This is a genomic window from Ruegeria sp. G12, assembly GCF_056533565.1.
Window position 1 is genome coordinate 321,492 of sequence record NZ_JBQFOO010000004.1, and the last position, 16,938, is coordinate 338,429.

Annotated in this window: 13 protein-coding genes; 4 read left to right on the forward strand and 9 right to left on the reverse strand. The window is 58.2% G+C overall.

Annotation, left to right across the window (positions count from 1 at the left end; translation table 11 throughout):
• Positions 1–13: 13 nt before the first annotated feature.
• From ACR0JN_RS12030 to ACR0JN_RS12040, 3 genes are all read right to left on the reverse strand, one after another.
• On the reverse strand, positions 14–862 hold the full coding sequence (locus ACR0JN_RS12030; RefSeq protein WP_480733432.1) for a carbohydrate ABC transporter permease: 849 nt from the start codon (positions 860–862) through the stop codon (positions 14–16).
• Between the two features lies 1 nt (position 863).
• Positions 864–1,790, reverse strand: a complete 927-nt coding sequence (locus ACR0JN_RS12035; RefSeq protein WP_480816172.1) for a carbohydrate ABC transporter permease — start codon at positions 1,788–1,790, stop codon at positions 864–866.
• Positions 1,791–1,884: 94 nt separating this feature from the next.
• Positions 1,885–3,144, reverse strand: a complete 1,260-nt coding sequence (locus ACR0JN_RS12040; protein WP_480816173.1) for an ABC transporter substrate-binding protein — start codon at positions 3,142–3,144, stop codon at positions 1,885–1,887.
• 142 nt (positions 3,145–3,286) lie between these two features.
• Between ACR0JN_RS12040 and ACR0JN_RS12045 the strand changes: the two genes are divergently transcribed.
• From ACR0JN_RS12045 to ACR0JN_RS12060, 4 genes are all read left to right on the forward strand, one after another.
• The gene (locus ACR0JN_RS12045) at positions 3,287–4,093 is read left to right on the forward strand and encodes an IclR family transcriptional regulator (RefSeq protein ID WP_480885864.1); all 807 of its coding nucleotides are present in this window, start codon (positions 3,287–3,289) and stop codon (positions 4,091–4,093) included.
• Positions 4,090–5,148: an ABC transporter ATP-binding protein gene (locus tag ACR0JN_RS12050; protein WP_480885865.1), complete on the forward strand. Its 1,059-nt coding sequence runs from the start codon at positions 4,090–4,092 to the stop codon at positions 5,146–5,148. Before ACR0JN_RS12045 ends, ACR0JN_RS12050 begins: the two co-directional genes overlap by 4 nt.
• Positions 5,149–5,258: 110 nt before the next feature.
• On the forward strand, positions 5,259–6,380 hold the full coding sequence (locus tag ACR0JN_RS12055; RefSeq protein ID WP_480885867.1) for a tetratricopeptide repeat protein: 1,122 nt from the start codon (positions 5,259–5,261) through the stop codon (positions 6,378–6,380).
• Positions 6,381–6,578: 198 nt separating this feature from the next.
• On the forward strand, positions 6,579–8,792 hold the full coding sequence (locus ACR0JN_RS12060; RefSeq protein WP_480885869.1) for an NADP-dependent isocitrate dehydrogenase: 2,214 nt from the start codon (positions 6,579–6,581) through the stop codon (positions 8,790–8,792).
• A 364-nt stretch (positions 8,793–9,156) separates the two neighbouring features.
• Here the strand turns inward: ACR0JN_RS12060 and ACR0JN_RS12065 are convergent, their stop codons facing one another.
• From ACR0JN_RS12065 to ACR0JN_RS12090, 6 genes are all read right to left on the reverse strand, one after another.
• Positions 9,157–10,158 (reverse strand): glycosyltransferase family 2 protein, encoded by a 1,002-nt coding sequence (locus ACR0JN_RS12065; RefSeq protein ID WP_480885871.1) that lies wholly within the window; start codon positions 10,156–10,158, stop codon positions 9,157–9,159.
• Between the two features lie 164 nt (positions 10,159–10,322).
• Positions 10,323–11,429: a peptidoglycan-binding protein LysM gene (locus ACR0JN_RS12070; RefSeq protein WP_480816179.1), complete on the reverse strand. Its 1,107-nt coding sequence runs from the start codon at positions 11,427–11,429 to the stop codon at positions 10,323–10,325.
• Between the two features lie 43 nt (positions 11,430–11,472).
• Positions 11,473–12,735, reverse strand: coding sequence for a type 2 periplasmic-binding domain-containing protein (locus ACR0JN_RS12075; protein ID WP_480885873.1), 1,263 nt, complete (start codon positions 12,733–12,735; stop codon positions 11,473–11,475).
• A 21-nt stretch (positions 12,736–12,756) separates the two neighbouring features.
• Positions 12,757–13,542, reverse strand: coding sequence for a PP2C family protein-serine/threonine phosphatase (locus ACR0JN_RS12080; RefSeq protein WP_480885875.1), 786 nt, complete (start codon positions 13,540–13,542; stop codon positions 12,757–12,759).
• A gap of 3 nt (positions 13,543–13,545) precedes the next feature.
• Positions 13,546–14,595 (reverse strand): FHA domain-containing protein, encoded by a 1,050-nt coding sequence (locus ACR0JN_RS12085; protein ID WP_480885876.1) that lies wholly within the window; start codon positions 14,593–14,595, stop codon positions 13,546–13,548.
• Positions 14,596–14,788: 193 nt separating this feature from the next.
• Positions 14,789–16,912 carry a serine/threonine-protein kinase gene (locus ACR0JN_RS12090; protein WP_480885878.1) on the reverse strand — a complete coding sequence of 708 codons (2,124 nt, stop codon included), beginning with the start codon at positions 16,910–16,912 and terminating at the stop codon, positions 14,789–14,791.
• Positions 16,913–16,938: the final 26 nt, after the last annotated feature.

Below are 16,938 nucleotides of genomic sequence, written 5' to 3' on the forward strand. Positions count from 1 at the left end.
CTTTGGTTTGGCGTTATTTTACGGCACCGAGGGTCAGGCCCGCGATAAAGTGTTTCTGCATCAGGAAGAACATGGCCACTGGCGGCAGGGCCGCGACGATGGAACCGGCGCTCATCAACTGATAGGCGGCGCGGAATTGCGCGTTGAAGCTGGTGATCCCGGCGGTGACGGGTTGGCTTTCGGCGCCTTGGGTCAGCACCACGGCCCAGAAATAGTCGTTCCAGATGAAGGTGAAGATCAGCACGCTGAGGGCGGCAATCGCGGGCTTCATCAGGGGCAGGACCACGTACCAGAAGATGCGAACCTCGCTGATGCCCTCGACCCGGGCGGCTTCGATCAGTTCAAACGGCAGGGCGCGGATGAAGTTGCGCATGAAGAGGGTGCAGAAGCCTGTCTGGAACGCGATGTGGAACAGGACGAGGCCGGTCTTGGTGTTGTAGAGCCCCAATTCCAACGTCAGGTCGCGCACAGGGACCATCAGGATCTGGAAGGGCACGAAGTTGCCCGCAACGAACATGAAAAAGATCCAGAGGTTCGATTTGAACTTGTAGATGCCAAGCGCAAAGCCGGTCATGCAGCTGAGGGCCACGGCTCCGATCACAGTCGGAACGGTGATCATGAACGAGTTCAGCAGATAGCGTGGCATGTCCGAGTTGAAGAACACCTGCCCGTAGTTGAAGGCCCCCTCAAAGCTGGAGGGCAGCCCCCAATAGTTGGCATTGGTGAAATCCGCCGCCGGTTTGACCGAGAACAGGGCAACCGCCAGCAGCGGACCGAGCCACAGCAACAGGGCAATGGGCAACATGGCCTGATAGGTGATCTGCGCCGCGCGGGGTTGTTTTTCGATGGGTTTGGGAAACATCTCAGTGCCCCTTTTCTTCGCGATACATCGACCACAGGAAATAGGCGATGAAGCACAGCATGATCAGGAACAGGATCACCGCGATCGCGGCTCCGTATCCCATGCGGAAGCCGTATTCGGAGAGCGCGACCTCGAACATATAATAGGCCAGCACGCGGGACGAGCCGAACGGGCCGCCTTGGGTCATGATCGAGATCAGGTCGAAGCTGCGCAACGCGCCGATGATAGTCACGACAAAGGCGATGAACGTGGCGGGGCGCAGTTGCGGCAGGATGATGTGCCACAGCATCCGCCATCCTTTCGCACCGTCCAGACGCCCGGCCTCGATCTGTTCGGGGTCCACGGCGTTCAGGCCGGTCAGATACAGGATCATACAATAGGCGGTCTGCGGCCAGAGCCCTGCGAAGATGATGCCGTAGGTGACGAAGCGTTCGTCGCCCAGCACGTTCAGCGGGCCGAGACCAAAAAAGCCCAAGAATTCGTTCAGCAACCCGAAAGTGGGGTCGTAAAACCAGGTAAACACAAGGCCGACGACGACTTGCGAAATCACAAACGGAAAGAAAAACAAAGACTTATAAAGCCGGATACCCCAGACGGTCTGGTTCAGGAACAACGCGATGAACAGCCCGGCGGGGATCGCAGCCAGATACAGGATCAGCCAGATCAGGTTGTTCTTGAGCGAGATGTAGAACGCATCCCGATCGACCCATTCCCAATAGAGGTCCTCATAATTGCGGAAGCCCACATATTCTGCCGCGCCCAACCCGTCCCATTCATAGAGCGACAGGTTGAAGGACTGGAATACCGGTATGATCACATAGACCATGAAGAACAGCAGGCCGGGGGCGAGAAACAGCCACGGTGCAATGCGCTGTTGATTTCTGTGGAACCAGCTTTCCTGTTCCGGGACGTCGACGGCAACGGTCATAGGGACACTCGGATTGGTGTGGTGGGGGTAAGGCGGGCTCGGGCCCGCCCTACGGTGTTGCGCTTAGGCCGGACGTCAGCCCAGCCTGTGCGGTTCAGTTGTCGTAGATGCGCCCGCGCGCCCGTTCCAGCTTGGCCAGAATCTTGTCGGCATTGTCAGGCTTGACCATGAACTCCTGGAAGCCTTCCATGGACACTTTGGCCATTTCCGCAGGCGCGTCACGATCCCAGAACTGAGCGACGCCGCCGGGGCTGTTCGACGACAGCATCTCAAAGCCCTGCAGCAGGAATTTGTCGTCATCAACAGACGATTTGGCATTCACCGGCAACTGGCCAAGGTTCGCGCCATTGTTGATTTCGCTCTGTACATCGGGCGAGACGACGAAACGCAGGAACTCGCGCGCGGCTTCCTTGTTCGAGGCATTCGCTGGGATGTGGAACGTATCGGTGGGCGCATCTTCGGCCAGTTCAACGTCAGGATTGATGGCGACGAACTGATAGAAATCCAACTGATCGTCGGTCAGGCCCGCTTCGCGCAGCGGTGCCACCGCGAAGTTGCCCATCAGATAGGCCGCCGCCTCACCGTTGACCATGAAAGGCAGGGCTTCCTGCCAGCTATAGGTCTGGTGGTTGTCGATGAACGCACCCATGTCGATCAGCTGCTTCCAGTTGGCGAAGGTCTGCTTGACCCGCTCGTCTTCCCAGCTCACTTCGCCATTGGCCAGTTGCTGGTGGAAGTCGAAGCCGTTGGTGCGCATGTTCAGGTAGTCGAACCAGCCGCCGGCAGTCCACAGGAACTTGGTGCCAATGGTATAGCAGGCGCGGCCTGAATCCACGATTTTCTGGCAGTTGGCCAGCTCTTCTTCCCAGGTGGTCGGCTCGGTCAGGCCCAGTTCGTCAAAGATATCTTTGCGATAGTAAACGCCCCACTGATAGTAGGTATAGGGCACGCCCCACTGTTTGCCGTCGATGGTCATCGCGCCTTTGGTCGAGGCCAGATTCTCGGCAATCGCCGGTTCGGCCCACAGGTCGGACACGTCTTCGAACAATCCGGCCTCTACATAGGGCTTCATCCGGTTGGCCGCATACCATGTTGCCACGTCCGGCGTGTCCGCTGTCAGGAAGTTGCGGATCTGAGTTTTGTACGCTTCCCGATCGATGACGGTTGTCTCGATGGCAAGGTCCGGATGCTGTTGCTGGAACTGCTCGATCATCGCTTCCATCGTCGCGCGCGGCGCCGGGTTCGATGTATCAAGGAAAATTCTCAACTCGCCGGTCAATTCGGCAGCAACAGGCGCAGCAAGTGCGACACTGGCAGCCAGCGCCGCTGCAGTGCGCTTGAACATGGAATGCATGGTTTCCTCCCTTAAGCTTCCATTTATTGGTTCCAAATAATGAAACCGTGTTTTACATATTGAAAACTACACATCGAATCGGTTAGCGTTGTCAAGACCCTCGTGGCCCAGCCACAGGGTAAGTGGAGGAGACTAGGCACCCGTGGCAGGTGACGGAACAATAGGCAAAGCATGTGATGTGCTGGACCAGGTGGCGGCGTTCGAACGACCGGTTCGCTTTGCGGAATTGCTGGACTGCAGCAGCTTCCCCAAGGCGACGCTCTACCGGTTTCTGCAGTCCCTGACCAATCAGGGCATGCTGTCTTACGACGCAGATCGGCAAACCTACGCGCCCGGTATGCGCTTGGTGCGACTGGCGCATGCGGCGTGGACGCAAAGCTCTCTGGCACCGATCGCGCGACCGTTTCTGGATGCGCTCAGCCGCGAGACCGGCGAGACGGTTCATCTGGCGCAGCTCGATTCCAGTCAGGTCCTCTATGTGGACAAACGCAATGCCGCCCAACCGGTCGAGATGTATTCGCAGGCGGGCAAGGTCGGCCCGGCGTATTGCACGGGCGTGGGCAAGGCGATGATGGCCTATCTGGACGACGAGGCGTTGAACAAGGCGGTCCTGCAGCAAAGCTTCCATCGGTTCACTGACAAGACCCTGACCTCGGAACAGGCGCTGCGGGACGATCTCAACCTAATTCGCCATCGGGGATATGCCGTCGATGATGAAGAACATGAGCCCGGAATTATCTGCATCGCCTGCCCGATCCTGACATCGGGCGGCAGGGTGTTGGGTGGGATTTCGGTGACCGGATCCACCGAGCGCATAGATCTGAAACAACTAGAAGCATGGATCCCCCTTGTTCGCCGCGTGGCCGAACAGATTGGGGCCGAGGCACAAACATGGCGGTTCCCCGAGTCCCGCCCGAACGCCAGAAACAACAGGATGCAAGCGACATGACAGGTGTAACACTGAATCAGGCGATCAAACGGTACGGCCAGACGCAGGTCATCCACGGTATCGACCTGCAGATCGAAGATGGCGAGTTCTGCGTCTTCGTTGGCCCCTCGGGATGTGGCAAATCCACGTTGCTGCGCATGATCGCGGGTCTGGAGGAGACCTCGGAGGGTGAGATTCGCATCGGTGCCCGGGACGTGACCCATATGGACCCCGCAAAGCGCGGCGTAGCGATGGTGTTCCAGACCTATGCCCTGTATCCGCACATGACGGTTGCCGAGAATATGGGCTTTGGCCTGCGCATGAACGGCGTGGCGAAGCCCGAGATCGAATCCAAGGTGCAGGAAGCGTCGAATATCCTAAAGCTGGACCAGTACCTGAAACGCAAACCCAAGGCCTTGTCCGGTGGGCAGCGGCAGCGCGTAGCCATTGGTCGGGCCATCGTGCGCGGCCCCGAGGTATTCCTGTTCGACGAACCGCTGTCCAACCTCGATGCCGAATTGCGCGTCGAAATGCGGGTCGAGATCGCACGGCTGCACCAGGAGATCGGCGCGACCATGATCTACGTGACCCACGATCAGGTCGAAGCGATGACCATGGCAGACAAGATCGTCGTGCTGCGCGACGGTCGGATCGAGCAGGTCGGCGCGCCCATGGACCTGTACCGCGACCCAGACAACCGCTTTGTCGCGGGGTTCATCGGCTCACCTGCGATGAACTTTCTGGAATGTGAATATGCCGACGGCCATGTGACCCACCCGGCGCTCGGCCAGCCTCTGCCCATTTCAGCCACCGTCCCGCCCGGTCTGAGCAAAGTGACGCTGGGTATGCGCCCCGAACACATCCAGATCGACCGCGCGGCCGACACCTGCACGGTTGACCTGACCGAGGCGCTCGGCGGTGTGTCTTATTCGTATCTTCTGACCCCTAATGGCGACAAACTGATCGTCGAAGAACGCGACGATCAGCGCAGTAAGAACGGCGAGCGGATCGGCATCTCGGTTCAGCCAGAACGTGCAATGGTGTTCGATCCCGAGACAGGTCAGCGGTTCCGGTAAGCCACTGTAACCTTTCTGCATCTCTGCGGAGCGATCGGGGCGGCAGCCTCTTGTGTGTTTGCGGACGGGCACCACTTTAAGGTGTGTATTGCCGACACATAGGAGATTGGATGCACGTCCGTATTGCTGCCCTGATTATCATCATCGCCACACTTGTTCTGTCGTTTAATTCGCCGTCCAGATCGGCAACGCAGCACAAAGAACTGACCGCGAAGTGCCTTGGCAATAAGGGGCGCATGTCCGACGTGGTAGCAGCCTGCAATACGATTATGGATTCGGATGAGATCAGCGAAACGCAACACCAAAACCTTCTGAAAAGCCGAGGCTGGGCGTTTTATTGCGGCAAAGAGTATGAACTGGCGATTGCTGACTACACCAGCGCTTTGACTGTTCAGCCTAATGACGCAACCGCGTTTGTTAGGCGGGCCTTTGCACATGATGCGCTGGATGATCAAGAGGCTGCAGCATCGGACTATGCAAATGCGCTTCGCACAGACCCTAGCAACACATATGCGTTATTTCACAAGGCCAAGTTCGAACAGAACATTGGTAGAAAAGAAGCTGCTTTGGATGGATATAGACGGATAATTGAACTTGATCCCACCCACGAAAAAGCGGGAAAGCGCCTCGCCGGTCTCTTACTTGAACGCAAAGATTATCAAGCGGCGTTGGAATTGTTTGAAGGTCCTGCTGACCGCTGGGCGGACAGGTCTTGGGTATTGGGACATCTTGGCGCGCTTCATATTATTCACACACAAAACTTAACTGCGGCTTTGGAAACGGTCGAAGAGTATCAAGAGATACAACCCGACGTTACGGAAGAGTTTCTTCGGTATGCCTTGGTTCACCTTACTATTGGGGATGAGAACGAGGGCAAAGCGTATGTCGAACAGTACATTCAACATGTCTTGCAGAAAACTTCTGCAAAGAGGAGTTTGAAGGATCGCATTGACTGGCTGTGGCTCGGACCCGCAGATTGGGAGTTGGTAGCCAGTTCAGTGAGAAGGGCACAAACATATGAGGTTTTTGGCAGACGTGATCTGGCGCGCGCGGCTTTCCACACGTATTTTCAAACTGCTCAGATTGATGGCACCGAAGAAATGAAACGACTTCTAAGAAACACCGGTGCCGACCCAGAAGCGGGTTCTCATCAAAGTGTGAACGATCTGATCGACTATTATCTGGACCACAACGACCTGAAACTTTCTTGGTTGCCCGATCCAAAGCGTTAAGACTGCTTACCAACCAACCCGTGTCAAATTGCGCGCTCGGTTACGATTGATTTCAACCCAAACCTGATTTAAGGGAGGCCCTGTCAAAACAGAGTCACCCAGGGGCGGTATCCTTAGCACGTCCCTCCCGCGCCGCGATGTTGTGGCCCTAACTCTTGGATCGTTCGCCCATAAAAGGCTTAAAAAAGGTAAAAGAATATGGCAGATAAATCGAACTTCGACGTATTGTATACCATTGTAGACGAAGCGCCCGAACTGGCCAGCGCCTCGTTCCTGCCCATCATTCGCAAGTTTGCCTCGGCAGCAGGGGTGAGCGTTGGAACCAAGGACATCTCGCTTGCGGGCCGCATCCTCGCGACCTTTCCTGAGAACCTGACCGACGCGCAGCGCATCACCGACGATCTGGCCGCTTTGGGCGAGTTGGTTAAGACACCGGATGCCAACGTGATCAAGCTGCCAAACATCTCGGCCTCGGTCCCGCAGCTGGTGGCGGCCATCGAAGAACTGCAGTCGCAGGGTTATGATATCCCGAACTACCCCGAAGAGCCTTCGACCGATGAGGAAAGGGCGATCCGTGCGCGTTATGACGCGATCAAAGGCTCGGCGGTGAACCCGGTTCTGCGCGAGGGTAACAGCGATCGCCGCGCGGCGCGGGCGGTGAAAAACTATGCCCAGAAGAACCCGCATTCGATGGGTGCGTGGGCGGCGGACAGCAAGACCAAAGTGTCCTCGATGTCGGGCAATGATTTCTATGCCAACGAGAAATCGGCCACCATCACTGCCGCGCAGGCCGGTGACGCGAAGATCGAATTCGTGGGCAAGGATGGCAGCGCGACCGTTCTGAAAGACGGCTGGCCGCTGGACGAAGGCACCGTGGCCGATGCGACCTTCATGTCGGTCAAGGCGTTGTCGGCGTTTCTGGCCGAGGCCATCGAAGACACCAAGGCAGACGGCACCATGTTCTCGCTGCATATGAAAGCCACGATGATGAAGGTCAGCGACCCGATCATCTTTGGCTATGCGGTCAAGGCGTGGCTGGCCCCTGTGTTCGACAAGTTGGGCGCGGAATTGGACGCGCTGGGTGTGAATCCGAACTCGGGTCTGGGCGATCTGCTGGAACGGGTTCAGGGCAACGCCGACATCATGGCAGCGATCGGCGCGATTAAAGGCGACCGTCCGTCCATGTATATGGTCGACAGCGACAAGGGCATCACCAACCTGCACGTGCCCTCGGACGTGATCATCGACGCCTCGATGCCTGCGGTGATCCGCGCGGGCGGCAAGGGCTGGGATGAGGCCGGTGCCAAGGGTGACACCAACTGTGTGATCCCCGACCGCTGCTATGCGCCGGTCTATGACGAAACCATCAAGTTTTTCAAAGCCAATGGTGCGCTGAACCCGGCCACCGCCGGGGCCGTGGCCAATGTTGGCCTGATGGCGCAAAAGGCCGAGGAATATGGCTCTCACCCGACCACGTTCCAGGCTCCGGCTGATGGCGCCATCCGCATCGTTCTGGCCAATGGTGAGACGCTGCATTCCCATGAGGTTGAGCAGGGCGATATCTGGCGCTCCTGCACCGTCAAGAAGGCCCCCATCGAGAACTGGATTCAGCTGGCGATGGACCGTCAGCGCCTGACCGGGTCCGAGGCGATCTTCTGGCTGGACGCGAACCGTGCCCATGACGCGGAACTGATCAAATACGTCAAACCGGCGCTTGAGGCGGCTGGCGTGGCTGACAAGTTCCTGATCATGGCCCCGCGCGAGGCGACCCGCCAGTCGCTTGAGACCATCACGGCGGGCAAGGACTCGATCGCCATCACGGGCAACGTGCTGCGCGACTATCTGACCGATCTGTTCCCGATCCTGGAACTGGGCACCTCGGCCAAGATGCTGTCGATCGTCAAGCTGATGAATGGCGGCGGTCTGTTCGAGACGGGCGCGGGTGGTTCAGCCCCGAAACACGTGCAGCAGTTGGTCGAGGAAAACCACCTGCGCTGGGACTCGATGGGTGAGTTCTGTGCGCTGGGTGAATCGCTGAACTTCCTGGCCGACAGCAAAGGCAACGCCAAGGCCGGTGTTCTGGGTGCCGCTGCCGAGGCCGCGACGCAGGGCATTCTGGATAACAACAAATCGCCCAGCCGCAAGGTCGGCCAGCCCGACAACCGCGACAGCCACTATTGGTTCGCGCGCTACTGGGCTGAAGCCCTGGCCGCGCAGACAGATGACGCGGAACTGGCTGCCGAGTTCGCTCCGCTTGCGCAGGAACTGGCGACTAAGGAAGAGCAAATCCTGTCAGAACTGGCTGCCGCGCAGGGTGGGGCCGCTGATCTGGGCGGTTACTATCACACCGATCCGGTCAAGACCGCAGCGGTCATGCGCCCCAGCGCGACACTGAACGCGATCATCGACTAAATCCATAGGCCCGCGCCAATAGGGCGCGGGCCAATTCAACTTCAACAAAGTCCCAGATATCCGCTGGCGGCGAGAATTGGCCGGGCTGTGATTTGCCTGAACATAAAGCATGTTACCATCAATTATTGTTCAACCAATCGGCCCAGAACAAACACATACTCGTCCGCCCAACTAAAAAACCGTAAAACTTACGGGATTCCCCCAATACCCGCCGCTGACTCGTCTTGGTAAATTGGAGCCAACCAGAGATAACTACCGGTGGCGCCTTGGGGCACTACCACTCACTCAGAAGAAATGGCCAGCATTTTGGGTGCTGGCCATTTACTTTTCCGGAATTGTCAAATGCCAGCCCGGGTCTGGAAAATCAGGTTTTGGTTTTCAGATCCAGCGCCTGTGCCACGCCGGGATATTGCAGGTAGGACAGCCGCCTGGCCTCTCTGCGGCCTCGCGCCAGCGAATCCAGAATAAGCGCGCACACCACCGAGAGCATTGTCGCGACAAATCCGGATGCCGCCACGATGAGAGACGGAAAGCGCGCCACCAGACCCGTCTCAAAAAACTCGGTCAGCACCGAGATAAAGACCAGCAGCGACGGGGCAAAAACGAACAGGGCCAGAGACAGGAAAAACGACATCGGCTTTTCCTCTTTGATCAACAGGCTGATCATCTTGAGAATGCGCCAACCATCCTTAAAGGTCGAAAGTTTCGAATTCGAATCCGGCAGGCGCGAGACATAGTTTGTTTCGACTTCGCTGATCGGCATTCGCATTTGCATCGCGTGGACCGTCAGTTCGGTTTCGATCTCGAACCCGTTCGACGCGGCGGGAAAGCTTTTAACAAACCGTCGGCTGAAGACCCGATAGCCGGACAACAGATCGTCGATATTGTTGCTGAAGAACAGCTTCACCAACCCAGAGAACAGCGCGTTGCCGAATTTATGTCCCGGTCGATAGGCCTGTGTTTCCTTATTCACCCGCGCGCCGTTCACCATATCGAGATTCTGCGAGACCAGCGTCTTGATCAGGTCCGGCGCGGCAGCGCTGTCATAGGTCGCGTCACCATCGGCCATGACATAAACATCCGCATCAACATCCGCGAACATCCGGCGCACAACATTCCCTTTGCCCTGCAACGCCTCGGTACGGACAACCGCACCTGCAGCGCGCGCAGCTTGGATCGAGCCATCGGTCGAATTGTTGTCAAACACATAAACCGTCGCATTGGGCAGCGCCGCCTGGAATTGCGAAACGGTTTCGCCGATGGCAACAGCCTCATTGTAGCAGGGCAGGATGACAGCGATATCAAGCGCCTGTAGCTCAGGCGTCACCAAGGCGTCGCTGATGAAATCTCCTGTGCTCTGGTTCATGAGCGTCCTGTGTCCTTCAGGTCATGCTACTTGCTGTGACGGTACCTTATTCACAGGCAATTGAGTACGCGGTTCGTCGAGATGGCGGTCAAAAACAAACATCTGTTGCCAAAAAAGGGCCGATCTTGCGACCGGCCCAAGTGTTGGTCTGTTCGACCGAGGGATCAGTTGGATGCCGCGTTCAGCTTTTCGTTCTGCTCGCGCAGCGTGTCCGAGATGATCGCGTACCATTCGCCGGATTCACGCATTTCATTCAGACCCTTGTTCATCATCGCGATATATTCGCGCGCGAATGGGTTGGTTCGATGGGCCAGGAAGCTCATCGAAGAGAGCGTCGAAACATACGGGTTCTCAACGATGTCGGACGAAGTCAGGCCCATGTCTTTCATGGTCGATGCGTACAGCTCAACCTCAAACGCCGCGACGTCCGCTGTGCCAGTCAAGACCGCGTCCAGGCATTCGCGGGCCGAGTTCGGCTGAACCACGGTTGTATTCGTGCGATTAAGGCCAACTTCTTCCAAAACAACCATGCTCCAGCCTGCCATGCGGCAAACGGTTGCGCCTTCAAAATCGGCGAATTCCGTTGCGCCTGCGTAGTCGCTTTCCGGCAGGGTGAAGAAACCGCCGACGACGTCATAAACCGGAACGGAGGCGACAAACTGAGTGCAACGGGCCTCAGTTTCCTTCGACCACTCATAGGTACGGTTGGTGCAATCCGGAACCGTCCAGGCGATCGAGATATCAAATGCGCCAAGTGGCAACAGCGTATCCAAGTGCGAGCTCCAATCATCGACAAAGCTGACCGAGTAGTCGCGGCTGTTGCCCGCCCGCTGCAGGCTGGTGGTGGCCAGACGGGTCATGATGCCGCCGCCACCGAGTGCCTCGGTCGTGAACGGCTCCCAGCCATTACCGGCGACCATTTTGATCGGCGGGGCGTAAACGTTCGAGCGTTTCACACTTGCCGCGCGCTGTTCTTCCGCTGCGATGATTTCCTGCGCGGACTGACCGTTGGGCAAGCTGCCGTCGGTACAGGGCAGGGCCAGAACAAGGCCGGGTTCCAGCGCGTTTGGGTTGGTGATCACGTTGCGGTTCGCGTTGAAGATCGGCTGATAGTTCGAGGTGCCGTAAGCCGCGATGGCGATTGTGGCCATCGTGTCGCCATCCGAGACGGTGTAGTTTGTACAGGCTTCCTGCGCGGCGGCGGCTCCGGCGCTCAAGGCAGTGACGGCGCTTGCCGACATCACGACTTTCTTAAGGTTGAATTCAAACATGTTCACGTCCTCCAGACTGTAGGTTTTCAGGCCGTTCGGGGCCTTAGCCATTTTCCATTTGATGACGAAGAGCGGTTGAGACGATGTCGCGCCACTCGCCGGATTGCTGCATGATTGCCAGACCCTGATTCAGCGTCTCAAGGATCGCTTCACCGTCGGGATTATCTTTGTGGGTCATGATGTTAAGCGGTTTGATGGCCGCCAGGTTGGGGTTTTCGATGATGCGGTGTTTGTAGCCCAGCCGCCCAATCGCCTCGACGGCCAGATGAGCTTCAACGGCGACGATATCGGCGGTGCCTTCCATGACTGCATGAAAGCAATCATCCGGGGACACGGGGCGCATCAGCGTGATGGCAGGCTCATAAAGACCGACCGCATCCATATGCGAAAGCGACCATCCCTCGGGCCGGCAGATCGTCGTGCCTGCGAAATCGGCATAGGTCAGCGTTTCTTCATAGCCAGAACCGTCGCGGGCGAAGAACGTATCCACCACTTCGTAGAACGGGTTCGAGAAGTTATAGGTCTCACAGCGCGAGCGGTCTTTTTCGGACAACGCTGCCGCCTCGTCGCAATTTGGGCGGGACCATGGGAAGGTTCCGTCAAAAGCCAGGGTTGGCATCAACAGATCCAGATGCGACGACCAATCGTTCACGAACTGGATCTTGTAGGACTGTTCCGGTGCCGCGCGCAAAAGGGCCGTTTCGACCAGATGCGTGTAGAGCCCGCGATGCGGCAAGGCCTCATCCGTGAAAGGCGCATAGTTTCCGCCTGTGATGAGCAGAAGCTGGCGATCCCGAATCTCGGGGCGTTCTCCGGCGTCGGCGTCGCGGATCAGCGCGGCCCCTTCGGCGCGTGCCGCCTCGATTTCTTCTTTGGCCGCCGCTTTGGCCGCAATCACCGCATCCTCACTGGCTTTCTTGGCCTCGGCCTGCGCTTCCGCGACGCGGGTTTCGGCCTCGGCGATGGCCTTTGCGGCGCGCTCTTCCGCGGCCCGGACCAGCTCAGCCGCCATTTCAGAAGCCAGACGTTCGGCTTCGGTTTCAGGTTCGACCGGCGCGCGCCCGACTTCTTCAAGGCAGGGCAGGGTCAACACGTCACCGACGCGGATGATGTTCGGGTTGGACCCGATCACATCGCGGTTTGCGTCAAAGATGATGCGGAAATCTTCGGTTGCATAAACCTGGATCGTCAGTTCCCGCAGGCTGTCGCCGCGCTGAATCTCGTAGGTTGAACATGCCTCTTGTGCCGTAGCTGCGCCTGCTGCAGCGGCTAGGGCCAGGCTGGATATGATCAGTTGTGCTCTCATGGGTCCTGTTGCTTTGCCTTCTTAGGGTCTTGTCAGTTTCACGACGGCGATGGACAGGTTGTCCTGATCCGGATCGTTCTTGGCCTGCACCGCCTGCAGCAACGCATCTGCAATCTCTTGCGCCAGTGCCTGTTTGTGGTTCTGCAGGATTGACTGGATTTCGATATCGCTGAGGTATTGCAGCCCGTCGCTGCCCAGAACGAGGATATCGGCGGGCGTCAATGTCAGAGGGGCTTCGGGGCAATCCACCTTTGGAATGGCCCCGCCCATGACGACAGAGGTCAACTGGTTGCGGTCCGGGTGCGCTTTTGCCTCGGCCTCAGTCAATTCACCTTGCGCGACCTTGGCGTCGATCACCGGGGCCATCGAGTGGTCTTCGTTGATCTGGGCCAGTTTACCGTCTCGGAACAGGTAAAGCGGGCTGTCTCCGATAGAAATCCAGTAGAGCCGCGACCCCAGCAACAGGGTGCCCAACAGCGTGGACCCCATGTTGAACCCGGCACCTTTTGCCTCGTTATGATTGGCGATGGCGGCGTTGGCCTGCATTGCGGCCAGAGGCAGCGCATCAATGGCCGAGAACTCGGTCAACTCATCGCCGTCGAGTTCCGCATCCAGCGCGTCGCGCCAGGTCGAGACCACAATGTCCGAGGCGACTTCGCCCGCATCATGCCCGCCCATTCCGTCGGCCACTACGACGTAGCCTGCATTCACCGCGTCATACATATGCGCGGCAATCGCATCTTCCTGCGTGTCGCGCCGACCCTGATCCAGGATCAGCGCAATATCATATGCCGGGGTCGCCAGCATCTATCAGGAGTCCCGCCAATCAAAACCTTCATCACAGAAGGCGGTGAACCGGATCGAGGTTTCGCTGATGCGGATCAGGTCTCCGCTGGCCAAGGCAACAGTGCTGAGAACGGGCTTGCCGTTCAACCGTACAAGATTGGCCTTGCCGCCGTGACCCAGATAGCATTTGCGATCCTCGGGGTCATAGGCGATCACCGCATGGTTCGAGCGCGAAATTCCTGTGTCACCAAAGTCAAGCTGAATGGCCTGATCGTCATTGCGCCCGATCTGCATCAACCCTTCGGACAGGGTGATGCTCGAACCACGGCCCGGACCGCCGGTTACAACCAACCATCCCACCGGATAGGTTTCCTGCGCGGCTTCGGTCTTGGCGACCGGTTCAGCCGTTTCCATCAGGTCCTGAACATGGGTGTCCGCGCGTTCAAAGCCGAGGAAGGTGGTTTTCACACGAGAACGGCGATCCTCAGCCGGGGCGGGCGCAGGTTGTTCCGGTTCGGGGGTTACGACGACCTCCGGCTCAGGGGTTAAAAGAACTTCCGGTTCCGGGGTTACGAATACGTCCGGTTCGGGTTGCGGTTCCGGTGTCTCTGACTGAACCTCTGCGGTCGCTTCGGCCGTCTCTTCGGGTTCAGCAATCACGACGTCTTCCGGCACGACCTGTACGTCGACCTCGGGCGTTTGAAGCAAGGTCACAACCGGCTCGGATTCACCTTCCGGTTCCTCTGCAAGGATCAACACCTCAGCTTCGGCCTCATCGGCTTCCACCGGATCTTCGGCAAAGAGCGATTCCTCAACCGGTTCTTCCTCTGCGCTGACTTCGGCTTCGTCTTCCGCGAAGTCGGGCATCTTGTCTTCCGGCATCAACTCGTCCGTTTCCTCATAGGGCTCGGACGTCATGTTCCCACCCGCCAGCGCCTCGCGCAGGGCGTTGAAATCGGCGATGGGCTCCTGTTTTTCTTCCGCAACGGCGGGGGTTTCTTCTGCGGTATCTTCTTCTTTGGCTTTGCCGGCACCTTCTAGAAGCCGGCTCAGAGGGCTTTTGTATTTGAACATGGTGTCGACACCTTTTTAACTGACGGCACGAAAACCTGTGCCTGGGGCTGCTACAAACCGCTGCACTCTTTGCAGTGGCACTTACGAAACTGAAAACAAAAGATAACTTTTACGACTGCGACGGTCCGGCTCCCGTCAGGATGTTGTAATCCTCAGCAAACACGCGCTGGCAGATTGTTGTGAACCGGTCTGATTACTCCTGCGCCAATTGCATGACCGCATCTGTTTCGGTCCCGTTCCGCAGGACGGTCAGACGCGCTTCGGGATGGTTTTCGGCAACAAGTCCGGACAGTACGGCATCCAGACTTTCCGGCCCGTCAAACGCGGTTCCGGTCTGGGCTTCGCTGAGCAGGACATCGCCGGGCTGCAGAGTGCCAACAGCTTCTGATGGAACATCGGTAACAATGGTTTTCCATCCCATTTCGCCGGTACCCCGGATGGTGAAGGCATACCCCGTCTCAAGCCCAACCGACCGGATTGCGGGCAGCGCGAGCAACCCGTTCTGCGCGCGCGTTGCGCCCAGTGGGCGATAGCGGGCGGTCACGCGGGTATAGCCGTCCGGATCAACCATGAGGTTTTCCAGAACCTGCGCCGCCAGCGACGCATCGGCCCGAACCGGCTCACCGTTCAGGGTAAAAATCGCGACACCGCGCTGCACCCAGTCTCCGATGATCGTCATATCGGTTTCGGCCTCAAGGCCCGTCACCGCAATGATGTTACCGGTCGAAGCGCGACGGAGAGATGTTGCAAACGGAATTTCCACGTCCCAATGGGCAAAGGCGACCTGATTTTCCAGCAGGTCAACTGGGGTCGCAGGGGCAGCGGGCACTTCGGGCTCCGCTGCGGCCTCTGCGGGTTCGGCGATCACCGGTTCTGCGGGGGCCACTTCTGTGGTGGCGGGTTCCGCAGGTTCGGCCTGAGCCTGCTCGACAGGTTTCGCCGGAGAAATTTCTGTATCTTGTGCGGGCGCTTCAGGCTCGACCGCCACTGTTTCTTCAGGGGTCGGAGCGGGCGTTTGAGCAGCAACTGCCTCGGTCTTGGCACCCAAGTTGAACTGACCGTTTTCCATCAGGAAATAGCCGCCACCCGCAAGGGCGGCCAGAACAATCACCGCCGCGACGATTGCCTTGCCGCTGCCGCCCGATCCGCTTTGCACCACGGTGTCAACAGCGACCGGGGCTTCTTCTTTCGGAGCAATCTTCGCCAGACCTTCGTCTTTCTTGTCCGCGTCGCCCCGAACAAGGTCGGAATTGCCAGCCAGCAGGGCCGTGACCACAGCTTCGGCGTTTTCGCTTTCAGCCTTGATCCGGGCCTTTTCCGCCTCTTTGTCTTCGCGGTCCATGCCCACGATGACGGAAACCGGACGGTATGCGAAAGTGTCGAACATCACGCCGGGGCCACGGAACATGCGCAGCCAGTCGAGCGCCGATTGCAGACGGTCGGTGGCATGCACCTCCATCGCTTTGTCGATCGCTTCCAGGAAGCCGTCAGGATAGCCTTCGAAGCGTCCGGCCAGAGGCGAGTAGGGATCGTCCTGACTGTTGTTGAACGCGTTCAGGCGGGTCTGGCCGTCAATCGGGCGCTCGCCGCTGATGGCGTGGTACAGCGTGGCCGCCAGAACATAGAGGTCACTGCTTGGCCCTTGCTCGGACCCGCGCACATAGAATTCATGGGGCGAGTATCCATCCTTGATAACCCGCAAGGTCAGCAAAGCCGCCGACTTGTTGGCCGCCTGCTCGCGTGCCGCGCCAAAGTCGATCAAAACCGGATCACCGTTTTCATCAATCAGAATGTTGTCCGGCGAGATGTCCCGGTGCAGCATCCCGCTTTGGTGGATGAAGGAGACCGCCGACAGCATCTTTTCAGTGACCTGCACGATAAAATCCGGTCCGCCATCGTTGTCGGGGTTTTCGACATAATCCAGCAGGTCACACCCCCGGATCAGGTCCATCGCGATATAGGCGGTGTCGTTGTCCTCGAATACCTGGTGGACGTCGACGATGTTGGGATGCACCAACCGCGCGTGGTTGCGGGCTTCCTGAATGAACAGGTCGATGATCGAACGCAGATCGTCCTTGTAGGCGGGATCGTTGGGTTCGACAAAATCCCCATTGCGGCGGCACAAAGCGCTTGGGAAGCATTCCTTGATGACGACATCGCGCTCAAGACTGTCGCGCGCCAGATAGGTGATCCCGAAGCCGCCATTGCTGAGATACCGCAGGATTTCGTACTGCCCGCGCAGAAGCTTCGCGCCCGGCTGCAGTCCTTCAATTTTTGGTTCGTCGTGCGTTGCGCCGACAGCCTGGTTGTGGCTCATTTCTTTTCGCCCGTTCTAATCATTTT

What these genes read in the sequence shown, in the direction of transcription:
- ACR0JN_RS12085 (WP_480885876.1), bottom strand. Translation starts at nt 14,595, where the DNA reads ATGTTCAAATACAAAAGCCCTCTGAGCCGGCTTCTAGAAGGTGCCGGC.
- ACR0JN_RS12080 (WP_480885875.1), bottom strand. Translation starts at nt 13,542, where the DNA reads ATGCTGGCGACCCCGGCATATGATATTGCGCTGATCCTGGATCAGGGT.
- ACR0JN_RS12035 (WP_480816172.1), bottom strand. Translation starts at nt 1,790, where the DNA reads ATGACCGTTGCCGTCGACGTCCCGGAACAGGAAAGCTGGTTCCACAGA.
- ACR0JN_RS12060 (WP_480885869.1), top strand. Translation starts at nt 6,579, where the DNA reads ATGGCAGATAAATCGAACTTCGACGTATTGTATACCATTGTAGACGAA.
- ACR0JN_RS12090 (WP_480885878.1), bottom strand. Translation starts at nt 16,912, where the DNA reads ATGAGCCACAACCAGGCTGTCGGCGCAACGCACGACGAACCAAAAATT.
- ACR0JN_RS12030 (WP_480733432.1), bottom strand. Translation starts at nt 862, where the DNA reads ATGTTTCCCAAACCCATCGAAAAACAACCCCGCGCGGCGCAGATCACC.
- ACR0JN_RS12070 (WP_480816179.1), bottom strand. Translation starts at nt 11,429, where the DNA reads ATGTTTGAATTCAACCTTAAGAAAGTCGTGATGTCGGCAAGCGCCGTC.
- ACR0JN_RS12055 (WP_480885867.1), top strand. Translation starts at nt 5,259, where the DNA reads ATGCACGTCCGTATTGCTGCCCTGATTATCATCATCGCCACACTTGTT.
- ACR0JN_RS12040 (WP_480816173.1), bottom strand. Translation starts at nt 3,144, where the DNA reads ATGCATTCCATGTTCAAGCGCACTGCAGCGGCGCTGGCTGCCAGTGTC.
- ACR0JN_RS12050 (WP_480885865.1), top strand. Translation starts at nt 4,090, where the DNA reads ATGACAGGTGTAACACTGAATCAGGCGATCAAACGGTACGGCCAGACG.
- ACR0JN_RS12075 (WP_480885873.1), bottom strand. Translation starts at nt 12,735, where the DNA reads ATGAGAGCACAACTGATCATATCCAGCCTGGCCCTAGCCGCTGCAGCA.
- ACR0JN_RS12065 (WP_480885871.1), bottom strand. Translation starts at nt 10,158, where the DNA reads ATGAACCAGAGCACAGGAGATTTCATCAGCGACGCCTTGGTGACGCCT.